At 53.8% G+C, this 18899-nt stretch carries 17 protein-coding genes; 8 read left to right on the forward strand and 9 right to left on the reverse strand.

From position 1 onward, the window contains the following. Window positions 1–240: 240 nt before the first annotated feature. The 3 genes from nrdA to yfaE all read left to right on the forward strand — a co-directional run bounded on the left by nrdA (window position 241) and on the right by yfaE (window position 3992). Window positions 241–2529, forward strand: a complete 2289-nt coding sequence (nrdA, locus tag KGP16_RS17360; protein ID WP_021178494.1) for a class 1a ribonucleoside-diphosphate reductase subunit alpha — start codon at window positions 241–243, stop codon at window positions 2527–2529. A 71-nt stretch (window positions 2530–2600) separates the two neighbouring features. Continuing rightward, window positions 2601–3731, forward strand: coding sequence for a class Ia ribonucleoside-diphosphate reductase subunit beta (nrdB, locus tag KGP16_RS17365; protein WP_021805959.1), 1131 nt, complete (start codon window positions 2601–2603; stop codon window positions 3729–3731). Next, window positions 3732–3992, forward strand: coding sequence for a class I ribonucleotide reductase maintenance protein YfaE (yfaE, locus tag KGP16_RS17370; protein WP_021805960.1), 261 nt, complete (start codon window positions 3732–3734; stop codon window positions 3990–3992). Window positions 3993–4063: 71 nt separating this feature from the next. On the opposite strand, the gene KGP16_RS17375 is transcribed toward yfaE, so the two are convergent. Next, the gene (locus tag KGP16_RS17375; protein ID WP_021805961.1) at window positions 4064–4210 is read right to left on the reverse strand and encodes a Hok/Gef family protein; all 147 of its coding nucleotides are present in this window, start codon (window positions 4208–4210) and stop codon (window positions 4064–4066) included. A gap of 190 nt (window positions 4211–4400) precedes the next feature. Between KGP16_RS17375 and KGP16_RS17380 the strand changes: the two genes are divergently transcribed. Beyond that, window positions 4401–4547: a hypothetical protein gene (locus KGP16_RS17380; protein WP_223500049.1), complete on the forward strand. Its 147-nt coding sequence runs from the start codon at window positions 4401–4403 to the stop codon at window positions 4545–4547. A gap of 64 nt (window positions 4548–4611) precedes the next feature. On the opposite strand, the gene KGP16_RS17385 is transcribed toward KGP16_RS17380, so the two are convergent. From KGP16_RS17385 to KGP16_RS17415, 7 genes are all read right to left on the reverse strand, one after another. Beyond that, entirely contained in the window at window positions 4612–5310 is a 699-nt protein-coding gene (locus KGP16_RS17385) for a DUF1120 domain-containing protein (protein WP_223500050.1), read from the reverse strand. Between the two features lie 150 nt (window positions 5311–5460). Further along, complete coding sequence (locus tag KGP16_RS17390; protein ID WP_223500052.1) at window positions 5461–5940, reverse strand: hypothetical protein; 480 nt, start codon at window positions 5938–5940, stop codon at window positions 5461–5463. Between the two features lie 96 nt (window positions 5941–6036). Next, entirely contained in the window at window positions 6037–8391 is a 2355-nt protein-coding gene (locus KGP16_RS17395) for a fimbrial biogenesis usher protein (protein ID WP_245398409.1), read from the reverse strand. 95 nt (window positions 8392–8486) lie between these two features. Then, window positions 8487–9176 carry a fimbria/pilus chaperone family protein gene (locus KGP16_RS17400; RefSeq protein WP_037375518.1) on the reverse strand — a complete coding sequence of 230 codons (690 nt, stop codon included), beginning with the start codon at window positions 9174–9176 and terminating at the stop codon, window positions 8487–8489. A 201-nt stretch (window positions 9177–9377) separates the two neighbouring features. Next, window positions 9378–10076 (reverse strand): DUF1120 domain-containing protein, encoded by a 699-nt coding sequence (locus KGP16_RS17405; protein ID WP_059201273.1) that lies wholly within the window; start codon window positions 10074–10076, stop codon window positions 9378–9380. Window positions 10077–10619: 543 nt separating this feature from the next. Continuing rightward, the gene (locus KGP16_RS17410) at window positions 10620–11816 is read right to left on the reverse strand and encodes a nicotinamide mononucleotide deamidase-related protein YfaY (RefSeq protein WP_021805969.1); all 1197 of its coding nucleotides are present in this window, start codon (window positions 11814–11816) and stop codon (window positions 10620–10622) included. 123 nt (window positions 11817–11939) lie between these two features. After that, window positions 11940–12527, reverse strand: a complete 588-nt coding sequence (locus tag KGP16_RS17415; RefSeq protein WP_094981973.1) for a TetR/AcrR family transcriptional regulator — start codon at window positions 12525–12527, stop codon at window positions 11940–11942. A 136-nt stretch (window positions 12528–12663) separates the two neighbouring features. Between KGP16_RS17415 and KGP16_RS17420 the strand changes: the two genes are divergently transcribed. From KGP16_RS17420 to tyrP, 3 genes are all read left to right on the forward strand, one after another. Further along, window positions 12664–13866: an MFS transporter gene (locus tag KGP16_RS17420; protein ID WP_223500054.1), complete on the forward strand. Its 1203-nt coding sequence runs from the start codon at window positions 12664–12666 to the stop codon at window positions 13864–13866. A gap of 42 nt (window positions 13867–13908) precedes the next feature. Beyond that, window positions 13909–15132 carry an MFS transporter gene (locus KGP16_RS17425; RefSeq protein ID WP_223500055.1) on the forward strand — a complete coding sequence of 408 codons (1224 nt, stop codon included), beginning with the start codon at window positions 13909–13911 and terminating at the stop codon, window positions 15130–15132. Window positions 15133–15302: 170 nt separating this feature from the next. Continuing rightward, complete coding sequence (gene tyrP, locus KGP16_RS17430; RefSeq protein ID WP_021805972.1) at window positions 15303–16511, forward strand: tyrosine transporter TyrP; 1209 nt, start codon at window positions 15303–15305, stop codon at window positions 16509–16511. Between the two features lie 51 nt (window positions 16512–16562). On the opposite strand, the gene KGP16_RS17435 is transcribed toward tyrP, so the two are convergent. Continuing rightward, entirely contained in the window at window positions 16563–17102 is a 540-nt protein-coding gene (locus tag KGP16_RS17435; RefSeq protein ID WP_223500056.1) for a YfaZ family outer membrane protein, read from the reverse strand. A 336-nt stretch (window positions 17103–17438) separates the two neighbouring features. On the opposite strand from KGP16_RS17435, the gene katA reads away from it, so the two are divergent. Next, the gene (katA, locus tag KGP16_RS17440; RefSeq protein ID WP_021805973.1) at window positions 17439–18875 is read left to right on the forward strand and encodes a catalase KatA; all 1437 of its coding nucleotides are present in this window, start codon (window positions 17439–17441) and stop codon (window positions 18873–18875) included. The last annotated feature ends 24 nt before the right edge of the window (window positions 18876–18899 follow it).

Consider the following 18899-nt stretch of genomic DNA (forward strand, 5'->3'; position numbering starts at 1 on the left):
GCAAAATCTCATCGTGCTTATTGACAACCTTGCCACCCCAGATAGGGCGCGCACTAGGAACAATTGGTAACATTTCACCCCCAAGTTATCCACAAGATCGGCAGGTTTTGTTCACTTGCAAACCCACCGTTTTATCACTATCTTGTTACCTCACCGACATACACCCCCTATATATAGTGTTTACATACTGAGCAGAGCGACTACACTTTCTGCTTAGGGGAATCTCACGGACAGGTAAAAATGAACCAAAGCCTACTTGTAACTAAACGCGATGGCAGTAAAGAGCGCATCAACCTCGACAAAATCCACCGAGTCATCGACTGGGCCGCGGAAGGTTTAAACAACGTCTCGGTCTCTCAAGTAGAGTTACGTTCACATATTCAGTTTTATGACGGCATCAAAACCGCCGATATTCATGAAACCATCATCAAGGCTGCAGCCGATCTGATCTCCCGTGACGCACCGGACTATCAGTATCTGGCCGCTCGCCTCGCCATCTTCCACCTGCGTAAAAAAGCTTACGGTCAGTTTGAGCCGCCGAAACTGCTCGACCACGTTGCACGCATGGTGGAAATGGGCAAATACGATAAACATCTGCTGGAAGACTACACCACTGAAGAGTTCGAGCAGATGGACTCCTTTATCGATCACTGGCGTGATATGAACTTCTCCTACGCTGCCGTGAAGCAGTTGGAAGGGAAATATCTGGTGCAGAACCGCGTTAGCGGCGAGATCTACGAGAGCGCCCAGTTCCTGTATATCCTGGTTGCCGCGTGCCTGTTCTCCAACTATCCGCGCGCCACCCGTCTGGACTACGTAAAACGTTTCTATGACGCGATCTCCACCTTCAAGATTTCACTGCCTACGCCGATCATGTCTGGCGTGCGCACCCCAACCCGCCAATTCAGCTCTTGCGTGCTGATCGAGTGTGGTGACAGCCTGGATTCCATTAACGCCACCTCCAGCGCCATTGTGAAATACGTTTCACAGCGTGCCGGTATCGGTATCAATGCTGGCCGTATCCGTGCCTTGGGTAGCCCAATTCGTGGCGGTGAAGCCTTCCACACCGGCTGTATCCCGTTCTACAAGCACTTCCAGACCGCAGTAAAATCCTGCTCTCAGGGCGGTGTGCGTGGTGGTGCAGCAACGCTGTTCTACCCAATGTGGCATCTGGAAGTGGAAAGCCTGCTGGTGCTGAAAAACAACCGTGGGGTTGAAGGCAACCGCGTCCGTCACATGGACTACGGCGTACAGCTCAACCGCCTGATGTATCAGCGCCTGATCAAGAATGAAGACATCACCCTGTTCAGCCCGTCTGACGTCCCAGGGCTGTACGACGCGTTCTTCGCCGATCAGGACGAGTTCGAACGTCTGTACACCCTGTATGAGAAAGACAGTAGCATTCGCCAGCAGCGCGTGAGAGCGGTAGAGCTGTTCTCACTGATGATGCAGGAACGTGCTTCTACTGGCCGTATCTACATCCAGAACGTCGACCACTGCAACACCCACAGCCCGTTCGATCCGCAGATCGCCCCGGTACGCCAGTCAAACCTGTGTCTGGAAATCGCTTTGCCGACCAAACCGCTGGATGACGTTAACGACGAAAACGGTGAAATCGCACTGTGTACGCTGTCAGCCTTCAACCTGGGTGCGATTGAGAGCCTGGACGATCTGGAAGAGCTGGCTACGCTAGCCGTGCGTGCGCTCGACGCCCTGCTGGATTATCAGGATTACCCTATCAAAGCCGCTCACCGTGGCGCGATGGGCCGCCGTACTCTGGGTATCGGTGTGATCAACTTCGCCTATTACCTGGCGAAGAACGGCGTACGTTATTCCGACGGCAGCGCCAACAACCTGACCCACAGAACCTTCGAAGCGATCCAGTACTACCTGCTGAAAGCCTCGAACCGTCTGGCTCAGGAGCAAGGGGCTTGCCCGTGGTTCAATGAAACCACCTATGCGCAGGGCATCCTGCCAATCGATACTTACAAGAAAGATTTAGACGCGATCTGTAGCGAACCGCTGCATTACGACTGGGAAACCCTGCGTAAAGAGATCAAAGAGACCGGTCTGCGCAACTCAACGCTGTCTGCCTTGATGCCGTCGGAAACCTCGTCGCAGATCTCCAATGCCACCAACGGCATTGAGCCACCACGCGGCCACATCAGTATCAAAGCGTCCAAAGACGGTATTCTGCGCCAGGTCGTTCCTGAGTATGAGCGTCTGAAAAATGACTACGAACTGCTGTGGGAATTACCGAATAACGACGGTTACCTGCAACTGGTTGGCCTGATGCAGAAATTTATCGATCAGTCGATCTCGGCGAACACCAACTATGACCCAACCCGTTTCCCGGGTGGCAAGGTGCCGATGAAGCAGTTGTTGAAAGATCTGCTCACCACCTACAAGTTTGGTGTCAAAACGCTGTATTATCAGAACACCCGCGACGGTGCAGATGATATCCAGGAAGACATGCAGCCTGCTCAGGGCGGCGATGACGACTGTGAAGGCGGCGCCTGCAAGATCTAACGTTTGACACAGCGGGCCGGAACTCTTCCGGCCCCTTTAATTTTCAGCCCGGCACTAATGGATCCAAGCTCATGGCTTACACTACTTTTTCTCAAAACAAAAACAACCAGTTGCTTGAGCCGATGTTCTTCGGCCAGTCGGTCAACGTGGCGCGTTTCGACCAGCAAAAACATGAAATCTTCGAAAAGCTGATCGAAAAGCAGCTCTCCTTCTTCTGGCGTCCGGAAGAGGTTGACGTGGCACGCGATCGTATCGACTATCAAGCGCTGCCGGAACACGAGAAGCACATCTTCATCAGCAACCTGAAGTATCAGACGCTGCTGGACTCCATTCAGGGCCGTAGCCCTAACGTGGCATTTCTGCCGCTGATCTCCATTCCGGAGCTGGAAACCTGGGTCGAAACCTGGTCATTCTCAGAGACCATTCACTCGCGTTCCTACACCCATATCATTCGTAACATCGTTAACGATCCGTCGGTGGTGTTTGACGATATCGTCACCAACGAGGAGATCCTCAAGCGGGCAAAAGATATCTCCGGCTACTACGACGATCTGATCGAAATGACCAGTTACTATCATCTACTGGGTGAAGGCACGCATCAGGTCAATGGTAAAACGGTGACCGTTAACCTGCGCGCCATCAAAAAGCAGCTGTATCTGTGCCTGATGAGCGTCAACGCACTAGAGGCCATTCGTTTCTACGTTAGCTTCGCCTGTTCGTTTGCTTTCGCCGAGCGTGAGCTGATGGAAGGCAACGCCAAAATCATCAAGCTGATCGCCCGCGACGAAGCCCTGCACCTGACCGGTACGCAACATATCCTGAACCTGATGCGCTCAGGCGCCGATGACCCAGAGATGGCCGAAATCGCCGTGGAATGCCAGCAAGAGTGTTATGACCTGTTCGTCCTGGCGGCACAGCAAGAGAAAGAGTGGGCCGAATATCTGTTCCGTGACGGCTCCATGATTGGCCTGAACAAAGACATCCTGTGCCAGTATGTGGAATACATTACCAATATCCGCATGCAGGCCGTCGGCCTGGGTTCACCGTTCCCTACCCGCTCCAACCCAATCCCGTGGATCAACGCCTGGCTGGTGTCGGATAACGTGCAGGTGGCTCCGCAGGAAGTTGAAGTCAGCTCTTACCTGGTCGGCCAGATTGACTCTGAAGTCAACGCCGACGACCTGAGTGATTTCGAGCTGTAAGTGGCGGCACCAACCATCACGCTGCGTGCCACCGGTACGCAGCTCTCCTGCCCCGAAGGTGAGAAGTGCCTGCTCGACGTGCTGGAACTGCATGAGGTAGAAGTGGAATACCAATGCCGCTCCGGCTATTGCGGTGCCTGCCGAGTGAAATTACTGAAGGGTGAGGTCGCTTACCACCAGCAGCCGTTGGCATTTATCAATCACGGCGAGATCCTGCCCTGCTGCTGCATGCCCGCCATGGATATCGAGCTGGAAATCTGAGATTGGGTGCCTGAAACCACGCCTGGAGACCTTAAGGCGGGGTTACCCCCGCCTTATGATTACCACTTCACCTACCGCATACAGGCCGATGACACCAGGATAGTGATATCTTTCTGGTAGATTTCCAGACCGCAAAAGCGGTCTTTAATCATCCAGACTAATACCAAAACCGTAATGCATACAGCCAGTAACGCATAGAGCGCATGTTTTTTATACATGGCTTGCCTCCTTGCTGTGAAGGGGCTACCATAACGGTGTCGAAGCGTTATTGGTTGCCCCATTCTGAGTTAACGTCAGTTTGGGGCTTTCAACTTTCCGCCTTGCCACACAATGCCCAAGACGAAAAGTCTCAAGCACCCGCAAAGAGTGTAACAACACAATCCCACAGCGAATACCCCTTATATTATTATGATCCATAAGGGATATATCATCGCCATCAACAAGTTTCTCTGCGGTAATGTCGACCATTCCCAGCCCACCGCTTCTGCCGCAAACCTGGCCGCCATTCAGCCAACGACGCAGCAAATCCAGCACCAGGCCACTACCGATGCTTAACGTAAACGCAAGCTATGGTGGGCTCATTGTCTGGCAGACAACCGCCAGACAATACTCCTAGGGTTTACAGGTATTGCAGGCTTAGAGTGGTGTTAGTGTTAAAGTTGACAACGTCTTTCAGCTCTTCCACAACTTTAACGTTAAGTGCCGCAGAGACCGTTATAACACCAGAGATATTAGTGGCTTCCTGTGGTGCGTTGTCTTTCCCCCAACCATGGAACCCGGATCCATCCTGATACATCAAATGCTCGGCGGTGCCAGAAACCGCGCTCCAGCTACTGCCGCCATTTTTGGAGGAGATAAGCTCGGCATCTTTGCTATCCAGGGTGGCACTTGCCAGCATCACGGTAAAATAGCCGATGTCTTCACCCTCAAGCGCCCCTAGGGATGCAAGCTGCCCGGGTTCGGCACGCAGCGCTTTGTCGGTATCACTGAGGTAGCTAACAACGCCCATCGTGGGGGTGCCAGAAACAGGGGTGTCCGCCTGTGCAGATAGTGCCACTTTGGCTGCCGATTTACATTGAATAGTAAAACCAACAGGCTTGTAGCCTAACTGATAGGCATTTTGATTTTTAGTTTGTTCTTGCAGCTCGTTTTTTTTCAAATTACCGAAGTCAACAGAACCATCAACAGAGATGGCACACGCAGAAGGAAATACCGCCCCCTTCACCGTAATTTGAGCCGTTTCCGCCGCCATCGCAGTCAAAGAACTCGCAGAAGTAGCGATGGCAAGGGTCAGAACTGTAATTTTAAACATATTCATTTAAGTACCATTTTTCAGATTAACTAACATTAACCATCCCTAGACTGGATACTTCTTCCATAACAAAAACAGAGGCAATACCGGCACAGCATGCAGTGCCCCTCCACTGTGAACCCATTGGGGTTTGTCAGCAGCCTCAGGCGATATCGACTATTGCCGCGCTTCAAACCTCACTTGGCCGCTCATCTCCGTCAGATCGCGGATCCGGCCCTCATCCCCTGCGGCGGGAAAATCCAGGCGCAGTTGCACTATCAGCAGATGGGTCTCCTTCTCGACGGCCCCTGTTGCGAGCGTGGTAAGCTGGCTGCCAGGAGACAGCAGTACCGATGAACCCGACGATAGCTGCCTTTCCCCCTGCAGCGCAGAACTCAGCCTCAGCCCTGTGTCACTACCGTCATACTGCGCAGCCAGCAGCGACAGTGTCATTCTGCCCGCTGCGCCAAAGCGAAAGTGTTGTCCCCCCTCATCCGGCGTGCCATCAATCAGCAACGTGATCGGCCCCGTCCCCACACACTCAGCGGCGATTGTCATCTCTTGCTGGGTAAACAACGTTCCTGCATTGGCAACATGGAGCTGCTTGCCCAGCTGGATCTCGGGGCGTGATACCACCACCTGACAGTTCTGTGCCATAGCGTCTGGAGTAACAAGCCACAGCACAGTGATGAGGCTCAATCCCCGGATTAATGTGATAACCTTCTGTTTCACACGCCCACCCTGGTTCTACGGTTAACTGCATTGTGCGCTGACATTTTCATAGGCCTCCCCCTTTAGCGCCTTTTCCGGTACGGAATAATGCAGACTGCATTGCTGCTCCTGCCAACGCGCCATCAGCGGGCGTTTATCGTTCAGGTCGGTGAGGAACACCGTGCCTGCATCTACCGCAGTGGTCACATAACTACCGTCTTGCGCAATAATGGCGCTGCCTTTCGGCAACGGCGATCCATCCATCAGCTTCACCGTCAACAAGCCGTTGCGTGTCTGCTGCAAGAGAAAATGGGTATTGGTCACCGCACCGTGACCCGCCACGACTTGCCGCAAGCCATTACTGACATCGGTATTTTCCGGCAATTGTTCCGTGTTCAACTCTATCCGGCCTGCAGCGTAAGCTGGCAACCCAGGAACCACCGCCTTACCCCGCCAGTCAGTCCATACTTTTCCCCGTGGGGTGTTGATTTCTACCCCACTGACCGCAGGCTCCACCGCCACGACCCCAAAGGTGTCGTTAATCTTATGCGGTGAGAACACCACTCCTTCCTGATGGGCTACGATGCCGCCAGATAAAGTGCCGGAGTAGTTGCGGGTATGATCGGTCGCAGCGTAACCATATAACCCGCCAGTGGTGTAGTGCAGGTTGCCGTTCAGGCTGCCTGACAGGCTGGTATCGTGTTGCTGTTTCATACTGTGCTCTGTCGCCAATGACCAGTTGCTGTTTTCCGTCAGGACACCGCTCGTTTGCATGCCCACGGCCGCTGAATCTGGGGTATGACGATAATGGCTACCGATCACTTGCCCACTCAGTGGAAAACTGAGGTTAACAAACAGGCTATCGCGGTCGGCATTGCGGCACTGATAAGATGCGTGGCAGTTTCGTAAACTCCGACTCTGGCGCTGCCAGTTCACCGAGGCGTTTACAAAACCAAAATTGCGGTTCCAGGTGGCCATCATGCGCCGAGAATCCCCGCCATTATCCCCTTGACGGGTCTGGCTGGCAGAGAGCGAAATATGGCCCAGTGTCTTTTGGTACCAATTCATCCGCAGACCTGCACTGGTGCGGCTATAAGGGCTATCAGTGAGGGAAACCGAGTCCGTCAGTTCCCGATAGCCGGGAGAATATAGGGTGATGTCACCACCAAATCCGAGATTCAGTGGAGCTTGCCAGTTCACCGAAGCCGTGCTCTTTGCCCCCTGTCGGTCATGGTTGCGATCCTGGCTCAGCGCGGCGGATAGGCCTACAGAGACTTCTTGGCGCGGACTGACGGTGATCCCCACACCGCTGCCCAGATAGCCAGAGGCGATAATTGACCCGCCCTCCAGCAATACCCGCTGGGAAATCGCCCGCCCATCAGACAGGCTGGCCACCCAGGGCCGCTCATAGCTCTGGCTGACGCCGTCCGCACGCAGGCGTCCCAGCGCCAAAGACCAGGTTTCAGGAGCCTTTGGTACCAAACTGCGAAACGATGCCGCAGTGATGGTGTAAGCCTCCTCCTGCCCGCTCGGGGTTATCACCGTGAGTTGCAGGTCACTAGTGGAATTCAGCACAGGGAGTTCCGTTAGCGTAAAGGGACCGGCTGGCACCAGCGTGGAATAAATCAGGATACCGCTTTGACGGACTTCCACCCGTGATTGGTCTGCCCGGGCAATACCGCGCACCTGTGCCCCTTCTCCCTGGCTGCTCAGCGCAGACTGTGGGATCAGTTGCATCCCATCGATGGACGCACCGGACAGGAGATTATTGGAAAAGTTGATTTGCCCGGCCTGCAATAATTGCTTGCTATCAACCAGGGTTTTCTGTGCGTATACATACGCATTGTCGAAGGTAAATCCACCGGCGCTGCTCTGGCGCAGGTTATGCGCACCGCGCACCATCCAGTCACCCGCGTTAAAACCGCTTTCCAGATTCAGGTAGCTGTTGCTTGAATGGTTACCGTACGAGGAAAAATAGGAACGGTAAGCGGAATAGTTCAGCAAACCAGCCGTGCCACCTTGCTGGAAATGCGCCAGGTCATTTGCCTTCTCTACCGCTTCTGGTGGCACCACAATATGTACTTCTTGAGTGGCGGGAAGTAGGGAGACCGTCGCGGTCGGCCAGACGTCGATAAGTTGCGGACAGGTATCTGCGTCCGCACTCTCCTGCCGCAGTGGCGTCTCCAATCGGATACCGGCAGACGCAAAAAAGGCTTCATCCGCACACATTTCACCACTGTGACCAAATGCCAGTCTCTGCATACCTCGGTAGGCGCCATTGACCTCTAGCTCCACTTCGGTAATACCAGGCGTAAAGCGCGCCCCTTGTGCAAAGTAGGCAGCAGTAGACGGATCGATACCCAACGCCTTCAGCCGACTTTCACTAAAGCTGCTCAATTTGGCCCCTTCTGCTGGTACGGGTCCCCCCCAGCAAACCAGTAAAATGGCTGAGATCAGTAATGAATGGCGGGTTGTCTTCATGGTATGAGTAATTATTTGCCGCTCAGAGGGGCAGTTTGTACACCTACACCAAACCCGTAACGAGTAACGGGGGAGAACTCCACCTGCTGCTGGCTACTGAGACGAGGACTGGCAGGTGCGGTGACCACCAGGGTTTCGCCAGGCAGGATATAGCTCTTGTTCAGAGACAGCATATTACCTGCGGGTTGAAGTTTGACCTGCGGGGTCAAGCGCACCACATGGCGGCCAGTGTTGGTGACTTTCAGGCGGTTTGCGCTAACGGACCAGTCCAGATCGCTCCACATATCGCGTTTAGCGCTCAGCCCCTTTGGCACGATAATCACCGGAAGATCCTGACGCACGCTAACGGACACTTGGCTGTTATCCGTAGTCCGTTCAGTCACGCCTTCAAAATATACGCGCTTGATATGTTCGCTCTGCAATGGAGTATTGCTGTTCAACACAAAGCGTACGCGTTGAGACTGGCCTGGCTCCAAACGAGCCACAGGCTGGGTCACAATCAAGCGAGGAGTGGGATCGTCAGGTAACTCGACGATTCTGGTATACAACAGCACCGGAACTTTTTCCGTATTTTTAACATTAATGCTGCCCCCCTTCTGTGCCTCGTCAATAATGACCGCCGAAGATTCAGGTAATACGCCAGATGCGTGCGACTGAGTAGCGAAAATGGATAACGCGACCAGTAATAAACTGCACAACACCCAGTCTGATTTTAAATTTTCACGCCCATAATAAGACCGGACAATCACTAATAACTTATTGGAGATTATTCGCCTAACGGAAGTAAAATAAGCGAGCAGTTGACAGCGCATGACAAACACACCTTATAGAAAACAGTATTGATAAAATAACAGCGGGTAAACATTGTCTGGCAGGCAACTGCCAGACAAAACCACGAGGGTTTACAGGTACTGTAGGCTTAGGGTTGTGCTGCTGTTAAAGTTAAGGACTTCTTTCATGTCATCGATAAAACGAGCATCAATGGCAGCAGAGATATTGATAACACCAGAGATATTGGTTGCTTCCTGTGGGGTATTGTCTTTCCCCCAACTATAAAATGCAGAGCCATCCTGATACATCACATGCTCATCTGCACCAGAGACCGCTTGCCAATCATTGCCGTTATCTTGGGAAAAAATCAGCTCGGAGTTTTTGTCATCCAAATTTGCACTTACCAGCGCCGTGGTAAAATAGCCAATGTCATGCCCCTCAATCACGCCCAGATTGCCCAAGTGTTCGGTTTTGGTACGGGACGTTTTTTCAGTCTCATTAACGTAGCTCACAACACCCATAGTGCTCGAGCCCGAGGGTGGAATATCCGCCTGTGTAGATAACGCCACTTTTGCTGCTGAGTTGCATTGAATATCAAAATTAACGGGCTTATAGCCTAGCTGGTAAGCATTAAGCACTTTGCTTTTCTCTTTCAGTTCATTTTCGGTCAAATTGCCGAAGTCTGCCGAGCCAGCAACAGAGATCGAACATGCGGTAGGAACGATGGACCCTTTCACCATAATTTGGGCCGTTTCCGCTGCCATCACAGGAAGGGAAACGGCAGAAGTAGCCAGAATAAGGGGCAGCGTTGTCATTTTAAACAATTTCATTTAAATACCATTCTTAAGATCAACCAACCTTGACCATCCCTATCTCGGATACTTCCTCCATGAAAAACCAACAAACAGAAATCTAATTCCAATTTTTTGGATTTATTTGAAATAAAAAGCTGCAATAAAAATGAGGGGCAGAATGGTAAATCACCAACGCTGGCTTTTGGAAGACATAAATCCAAGTAAATTTCTGTAGTTTGATAGGCAATAACTATAAATAATAAAAAGTTAATAAAAAAACGTAAATAATTAACTTATAATTTTTAATTAATATTGATAATCAATAAGATACCTGTGTATTTACAAAAAAACACACGCACAATAATAAAACAAAAAAGCAACAATTCATCGAGGATATATCAGCGCTATCAACCAGTTTCTCTCTGGTAATAGCGACTATTCCCCGCTAGCCGTTGCTCGGCGATAGGGGCGCCAGTGAAGATTTGCAGAAATGGAAGGGATCGCACATGTTCGACCGTAGGGGACCGCCCGCTTTACTGCATGAGGCCCCTTACGTTTTGAACCTGCTGAGGAATGTTTCTACTCGATAATTTCCACAATTTCCAGCCAGCCGTTTTTGCCGCAAACCTGGCCGCCATTCAGCCAACGGCGCAGCATATCCAGCGCCAGCATCGCGACCGACTCCTGACGTAAACGCAGACCATGACGTGATGCACGATAGCTCACCGTCTGGCCAATACCGCCTTTTGGCGTATGCAGGGCAACGCTGACACGATCCCCTGCCATGGCGCTCACCGCCAACGCCAACTGCGCACCGGTGAGCTGCGCCAAAGACTGGGCACGCGCCAGCACCGTTGCCAATGTCTCGGAGCAATGTGCCGGTAACAGTTCGCCACCGGCCAGCGGGGCCCCTTCGCTCTGCAACTGCAGGTTGATTAGCCCGGCGGTAAATTGCTCGCTCAGCGCCAACGTCAAGTTTTGCTGCAGTAAGCGTTGCGTCAGCTCTGCCGGTAGCCCAGCCGTACCTTCAAAAATCGTATTGTCACCCGCAACCTGTCGCACTCGCTGCCAGGCTTGTTCCATCGCGGCGCGCTGAGCCTGTGGACCGGTCAACTTCAATTCAATAATCGGGCTGGAAGAGCGATAGCCCAGTACGACACCCGGCGGCAAAGGCATGCCGTCCAGTTCAGCAGCCAAGTCGCTTTCCGAAGTCCCGAAGGTGGTAAGGCGAAGACACAATGGCGGCTCAGGCAGAGTAAAACCCTGGCGCAGGCGTGGCAGGATCTGCTCTTCTACCATCACTTTAAATTCGGAAGGCACACCCGGCGTAAAGAACATCCGGCACTTATTCAGCGTTAAGGCGAAGCCGCAGGCGGTACCAACGCGGTTATCCAGCATTTCCGCATTAGCCGGGATCTGCGCCTGTTTACGGTTTGAAGCCGCCATTGGGCGGCCGCGTTCCGCAAAGTAGGCTTCCATACGGGCGATCCATTCGGGATGTTCGACCAGCTCGGTATCGCAAGCCTTTGCTGCCGCTAACGCGCTGAGATCGTCGCTGGTTGGCCCCAGACCGCCGTTGACGATCAGCACGTCGGCAATATGGCTACGCTCCTGCAGGATTTCGATCAGCGAAGAAAGGCTATCCCCCACCGTTTCGCGCCCGCTCATCGGCAAGCCTTGCTGGAACAGGTAATCTGCCAGCCAGGCAGCGTTGGTATCAATAATTTGCCCATGCAGCACCTCATCACCAGTGCTGAGCATCTCCACCCTTAACATTGACCTCTCCCTTTATGTTCAGATCCCACCACTATAGAAGCCTGTAACCAACTTTTCACCAAATAGCTGCGGCTAATAGTGCTACAGGCAGGGGGAGCAGTATGAACAGGGAGTTTCGTTAACTTATGATTTGGTCAACAATCCTCGCAGCAATAGCTCCAGCGCGCCAACACTTCCCGCCAGCCGCGTATTGCCGTCATCACCGTCCGCGATCCAGAACGCAGCCTCAGCCAAGCTACCGTAGATCAGCGATGCTAGCGCCTGGGGATCGACCTTAGCGACGATACCTTGTTGGATAAGGTTGTCTATCAGCCGCCGCATCGACTCAACACAATGGCGTTGCGAGTCCGGCGAAGCTCCGCCCAGCACCGCCCTGGCGTCGCGAAGCACGATGCGCTGGAATTCCGGCTCCAGCGCCATATCCAGATAGGCACGACAACGGCTGAGGAAACCTTCCCACGCATCTTCGGCGGTGTCGGAGATGAGTTGTAGGCGCGCATCCATCTCGGCGTCGATTTGTTCCACCACTGCCGTCAGCAACCCTTTCTTGTCACCAAAGTGATGATAAAGCGCGCCACGGGTCAAGCCCGCCTGCGCGGTGAGTTCATCCATCGAGGTCTCGGCGTAGCCGTGTTCTCTGAAGACCTTACGGGCAGTTGCCAACAATGTGGCACGGGTTTCTTCCATTTCTGCGCGGGTGCGGCGAGCCATTGATGTTCCCCTTTAGATACGTTACGTATGTTTATTTACATACACTCCGTATGAATATACACTCCTATTCATACGTGCCGTATGTATTATCACCGCGCTATGCCACTAAGGCAAGCGACGCCCCCTGGAGACTGAGATGGCTAACCCTTATAGAGAACTGTTCACCGCTCCCGGCACCAAGAGCTTAGCTCTGGCCGGAATGCTGGCACGGCTCCCGCTGTCGATGACTGGCATCGGCATCATCACTATGTTGTCACAGCTGCGTGGCAGCTTCGCTCTGGCCGGAGCCGTATCCGCCACCTTCGTGCTGGCCTACGCTCTGCTATCGCCACAGATATCTCGCTTGATGGATCGCCACGGACAGAGCCGAGTACTGCCAGCTGCGACGGCCATCAGCGTCATCGGGATACTGCTTCTACTCGCCAGTTCCTGGTGGCTGGCACCCGACTGGACTTTGTTCACAGGTGCCTTACTGGCCGGTTTTATGCCCAGCATGTCGGCGGTAGCGCGGGCACGCTGGACAGCTATCTACCAGGGCCAACCGCGCTTGCAGACGGCCTATTCGCTTGAGACAGTGCTCGATGAAGTCACCTTCATCACCGGGCCGCCGCTGTCAGTTGGCCTGTCCGTAGCGCTATTTCCACAAGCTGGCCCATTAGCGGCGGCGATACTTCTCCCCATAGGAGTGCTGGCCCTGATCGCACAGCGCAGCACCGAACCGTTGGTCAAAACACATGACGCTACTTCGGGCCTGCCAGGATCTGTCATCAAATTGACGAGCGTGCGATTGCTGGCACTGCTGATGATGGCGATGGGTATCATCGTCGGCACTGTTGATATCGTCAGCGTGGCCTTCGCCGAGCAACTGGGGCAACCCGCGGCGGCCAGTCTGGTTCTATCTGCCTATGCCGTAGGATCATGCCTGTCAGGTCTGCTGTTTGGCGCACTCAAGTTACCTATCCCATTATCCCGCCTGCTGTTGCTGGGTGGGCTGGCGACAGCTGTGACAACGCTGCCCCTGCTGCTGGCAGGCAACATTGCCACATTAGCCACTGTGGTGTTCGTAGCAGGTCTGTTTTTCGCGCCAACGATGATCGTGGCAATGTCGCTTATCGAACGCCAGGTACCGAAGCGCCAATTGACGGAAGGCATGACATGGCTGCTGGCCGCTCTAAATGTCGGGGTTGCGCTGGGAGCAGCCGTATCCGGCCAGGTTGTTAATGAAAGCGGTGCGCGTGCTGGATTTGTTATAGCCCTGTGCGCGGGCGCTTTGGTGCTGTTGGTCGCTCTTTGGGGGAGTCAGCGCCTGCGTGACTCATCCGTACCAAATGCCGCGTGATATGGGCACTACCTGTTTTCCCTACTCACAAGGAGCTTAACTATGGATAAATCTTCAAGTACTACGCCTCAAACGTCTACCCGACACCAATGGTTGGCCGTCACCGCCATAGGTCTTGCCACCTTTTCGGTGGTCACGACGGAAATGCTACCGGTCGGCCTGCTGACACCGATTGCCGACACTCTGGAGATATCCACTGGCACTGCAGGCCAGATGATCTCTCTGCCAGCAGTGCTGGCGGCCTTGTTCGCGCCGCTGGTGGTGATTGCATCTGGTGGTATGGATCGGCGCAGGATCCTGTGCGGATTACTGGGCCTACTGGCTATAGCCAACATTGTATCGGCATTGGCACCGAACATGGCTTGGATGCTGGCTGCTCGTGTTCTCGTCGGCTTTTGTATGGGGGGAGTCTGGGCTATCGCAGGTGGCTTGGCTTCCCGGCTTGTTCCTGATAACTCCATCGGATTGGCAACCTCCATTATCTTTGGTGGTGTAGCGGCCGCTTCTGTATTTGGGGTTCCACTCGGAGCGCTGGTCGGTGACTTTGTAGGGTGGCGCTGGGCTTTTGGCAGTATGGCGTTGCTTAGCGTGTCGGTGTTGGTTTTGCATCTTGCCGTCGTTCCTGCACTCCCCGTTGCCAGTTCGGCTACCCTACGCCAGTTCGGCAAACAACTCGGTAATCGGAAGCTGCAAGTCGGGTTATTTCTGACGTTACTGCTGGTAGCCAGCCACTTCATGGTCTTTACCTTCGTGCGCCCGTTACTGCTGTCAGTACCGAGATTCGATTCGCAATGGATTAGCGCACTGCTTTTCGCCTACGGCTTTGCAGGCATTGTTGGCAACTTCTTGGCAGGTATCATCGCGGCGCGGTGCACGTCCCTGACCTTGATAGCGGTCTCGATGGGCCTACTGCTCACTCCGGTGCTATTCCTGACCATTGGTGACTCCTACATCAGCGGTGGAGTGGTACTGCTAGTTTGGGGGCTGGCCTATGGCGGTGTATCAGTCGGTCTAATGACATGGACAATGAAAGTCGCACCGCGAGCCGTAGAGATTGCTACCGCACTGTATGTGGGCGTATTCAATATCGGCATTGCATTGGGGGCATGGGCAGGTGGCCAAGTTGTGGATGAACTTGGCATGACCGCCAACCTCTGGCTGGCCGGAGGCATCGCCGCCATCGCCTTACTGCTGTCTTTCGGTATCAGTCTGGCGGAACACAGAAGCGAAGCGACAAAGCAGCGGGCTGGCTCGCTAATGAACTGACTGGACAGAGAGCCCCCTTCTGATACCGCCGCGGCCTCACTCACAATCGTAAACTTACATGTACATCAGACGTAACGTCGGTTTGACACAAAATCGGCAATCAACTATTCTGCCGCACTAAAAATAGGGTCCCGAAAACGCCCCTAAATTATCCAATAGCAGAGAAAAACGTGAAGAATCGCACGCTGGGCAGTGTTTTTATCGTGGCAGGCACCACCATTGGTGCAGGGATGCTGGCTATGCCCCTGGCGGCGGCTGGCGTGGGTTTTGGCGTAACGCTGGCACTGCTGGTCGGGCTGTGGTTATTGATGTGCTATACCGCGCTGTTGCTGGTCGAAGTTTATCAGCATGAGCAGGCGGACACCGGTCTGGGAACGCTGGCCAAACGTTATCTGGGCGGCGGTGGTCAGTGGCTTACCAGTTTCAGCATGATGTTCTTGATGTATGCGCTGACCGCGGCCTATATCAGCGGCGCTGGCGAACTGCTGGCTGTCAGCATCAGCCAGTGGACGTCTCAGGACTTCCCGACTTACCTCGGCGTGCTGCTGTTCACCCTGGTCGCAGGGGGGATCGTCTGCATCGGCACCCATTCGGTGGATCTGTTCAACCGTATTCTGTTTACCGCCAAGTCGATTTTCCTGATCGTCATGCTTGGCCTGATGATGCCGCACATCCAGCAAACCAACCTGCTGACGCTCCCGCTGGAACAAGGGCTGGCGCTCTCGGCCATCCCGGTGATCTTCACTTCGTTTGGTTTCCACGGCAGCGTACCCAGCATCGTCAACTATATGGGCGGTAACATCCGCAAGCTGCGTTGGATCTTTATCATCGGCAGTGCCATCCCGTTAGTGGCCTATATCTTCTGGCAGTTGGCGACGCTGGGCAGCATCAGTTCCACCACCTTTGTCGGCATTCTGGCACAACAGGCCGGGCTGAACGGTTTACTGCAAGCGGTGCGTGACGTGGTTGCGTCGCCTCATGTCGAGCTGGCGGTGCACCTGTTTGCCGATTTGGCGCTGGCAACCTCGTTCCTGGGGGTTTCACTCGGGTTGTTCGACTTCCTGGCCGATCTGTTCAAACGCCAGGATAACGTGCGGGGCCGTTTGCAGACCGGTGCCATCACCTTCCTGCCGCCATTGGCATTTGCGCTGTTCTATCCACGCGGTTTTGTGCTGGCACTCGGGTTCGCGGCTATTGCGCTGTCCGTTCTCGCCCTGTTGCTGCCTTCATTGCTGGTCTGGAAGACTCGGCGGCGGCATCAGGCCAGCTATCGAGTCTGGGGCGGAACGCCAGCGTTGGCGTTGGTGTTTGTCTGTGGGGTGGCGGTGATCGCCATTCAGATCAGCATTGCCAGCGGCCTGTTACCGGCCATCGGCTGACAGAAAAAAATGGGCGCAGCATATGCGGCGCCCGTTTAATAGCAGGCAGGATTAGAAGCCCACGCCCACACCGATATAAGGGCCATCGGCTATCGCGTTGTCGCGGTTGCCGTCTTTACCTTCGATGTTGATGTAACGATAACCGACATCCACATTGAACGGACGCACGTTTAAGCGCACCCCGCCATTAGCTTCGTTGTAGGCTTTTGCCCCGCTGGTCAAAGACTCCGGCGCAAAATAGCCTTCGCCATACAGGCTAAGATAGCGGTTGAGATCCCATTGCAGACCGCCTCCTAATGCCAATGCCCCACCATCTTTGCCATCTTTCGGGCTAAGATAAATGGCCTTGCCGCCCACGGTGGCCGTCAAAGGCCCAACCGGCAGGCCGAAGCTCAGCCCCAGGCTCCCGATATCACCATCATGATCGCTACGGATCCAGTTGCCGTTGATCCCCAGGCCCGCTGTTGTGCCTCCCAAGCCGACGCCCAGGTTGGTGTAATATTCCCCTGCCTCACCGCTCACGCTGATCGCATTGGCAGAGCCAGCCACAAACAGCAAACCTGCTGCACACGCGACTAAAGTTTTGTTCATTATTGATCCTTTTCATTCTTCATCATCAAGGAGTGATGATGTCTGTCACCGGAAAAACACGCGGGTAAGTGTAACCGAATTGTCATCAGTTTCCGGAAAATTTAAAGCGATAACCCGTTCATTTTTCAATAAACTGTAAACAAATACCAATCAGTTACCCCAAAATTACAACGATAAGTGCTACCTATTTGCCGAGGACTGAGAATAAGTCTACAACTAGTAGTGCCTTTGATGGAGGTCAGCAGGGCTGGCCTTTTCATTTAGTCAATATGATGAAGATCTACAGCACCCGAAGCTGAGCTTTCAACTTAACTGCTACACAGTAAGGAGCAATTGATGAGCAAGAAAGGATTAACTACTGCGGCTGGCGCACCCGTTGTTGATAATAATAACGTGATCACCGCCGGTAAACGCGGCCCGATGCTACTTCAAGACGTTTGGTTCCTGGAAAAACTGGCCCACTTTGACCGCGAAGTGATCCCAGAGCGTCGTATGCACGCCAAGGGGTCCGGAGCTTACGGCACCTTTACCGTCACCCACGATATAACCAAGTACACCCGCGCAAAAATCTTCTCTGAGATTGGTAAGCAAACCGAAATGTTCGTCCGCTTCTCTACCGTTGCCGGTGAGCGCGGGGCTGCCGACGCCGAACGTGATATCCGCGGCTTTGCCATGAAATTCTATACCGAAGAAGGTAACTGGGATCTGGTCGGTAATGATACCCCGGTGTTCTACCTGCGCGATCCACTGAAATTCCCTGACCTGAACCACGTGGTAAAACGCGATCCGCACACCAACCTGCGCAATCCGGTATATAAATGGGACTTCTTCTCCCATCTGCCTGAATCACTGCACCAGTTGACCATCGACTTCAGCGACCGTGGCCTGCCTAAATCCTACCGTCATATGCACGGCTTCGGCAGCCACACCTTCAGCTTTATCAATGCCAATAACGAGCGTTTCTGGGTCAAATTCCACTTCCGCTGTGAGCAAGGCATCGAAAACCTGATGGACGATGAAGCAGAAGCCATCATCGCCAAAGATCGTGAAAGTTCGCAGCGCGATCTGTTCGACTCCATCAAGAACGGTGACTTCCCGCGCTGGAAACTGCAAATCCAGATCATGCCAGAGCATGAAGCGTCACAAACCCCGTATAACCCGTTTGACCTGACCAAAGTCTGGCCACATGGCGACTACCCGCTGATCGATGTCGGCTTCTTCGAGCTGAATCGCAATCCGGATAACTACTTCTCCGAAGTAGAACAAGTGGCCATGAACCCGGCCAACGTGGTGCCTGGCGTGAGCTTCTCGCCGGATAAAATGTTGCAGGGCCGTCTGTTCTCCTATGGCGATGCACACCGCTACCGCCTGGGCGTCAACCATCACCAAATCCCGGTCAACGGTGCCAAATGCCCGTTCCATAACTACCATCGCGATGGGGCGATGCGTGTAGATGGTAACAGCGGCAATGGCGCAACCTATGAGCCAAACAGCTTTGGGGTGTTCCAGGAGCAGCCAGATTTCAGCGAACCACCATTGAGCATAGAAGGTGCCGCCGATCACTGGAATCATCGTGAAGACGACGATTACTACAGCCAACCGCGCGCGCTGTTCAATCTGCTGAGTGCCGAGGAGCACCAACGTATGTTCACCCGTATCGCCGGTGAACTGTCGCAGGTGCCAGAACAGATCCAACGCCGTCAGGTTGAGCTGTTCACCAAGGTACATCCCGATTACGGTAACGGCGTAGCCAAGGCCTTGGGCCTGAAATAATTTTTTACACCAATAGCAAGGCCG

The organism is Serratia sp. JSRIV006, assembly GCF_019968685.1.
GTDB lineage: Bacteria > Pseudomonadota > Gammaproteobacteria > Enterobacterales > Enterobacteriaceae > Chania > Chania fonticola_B.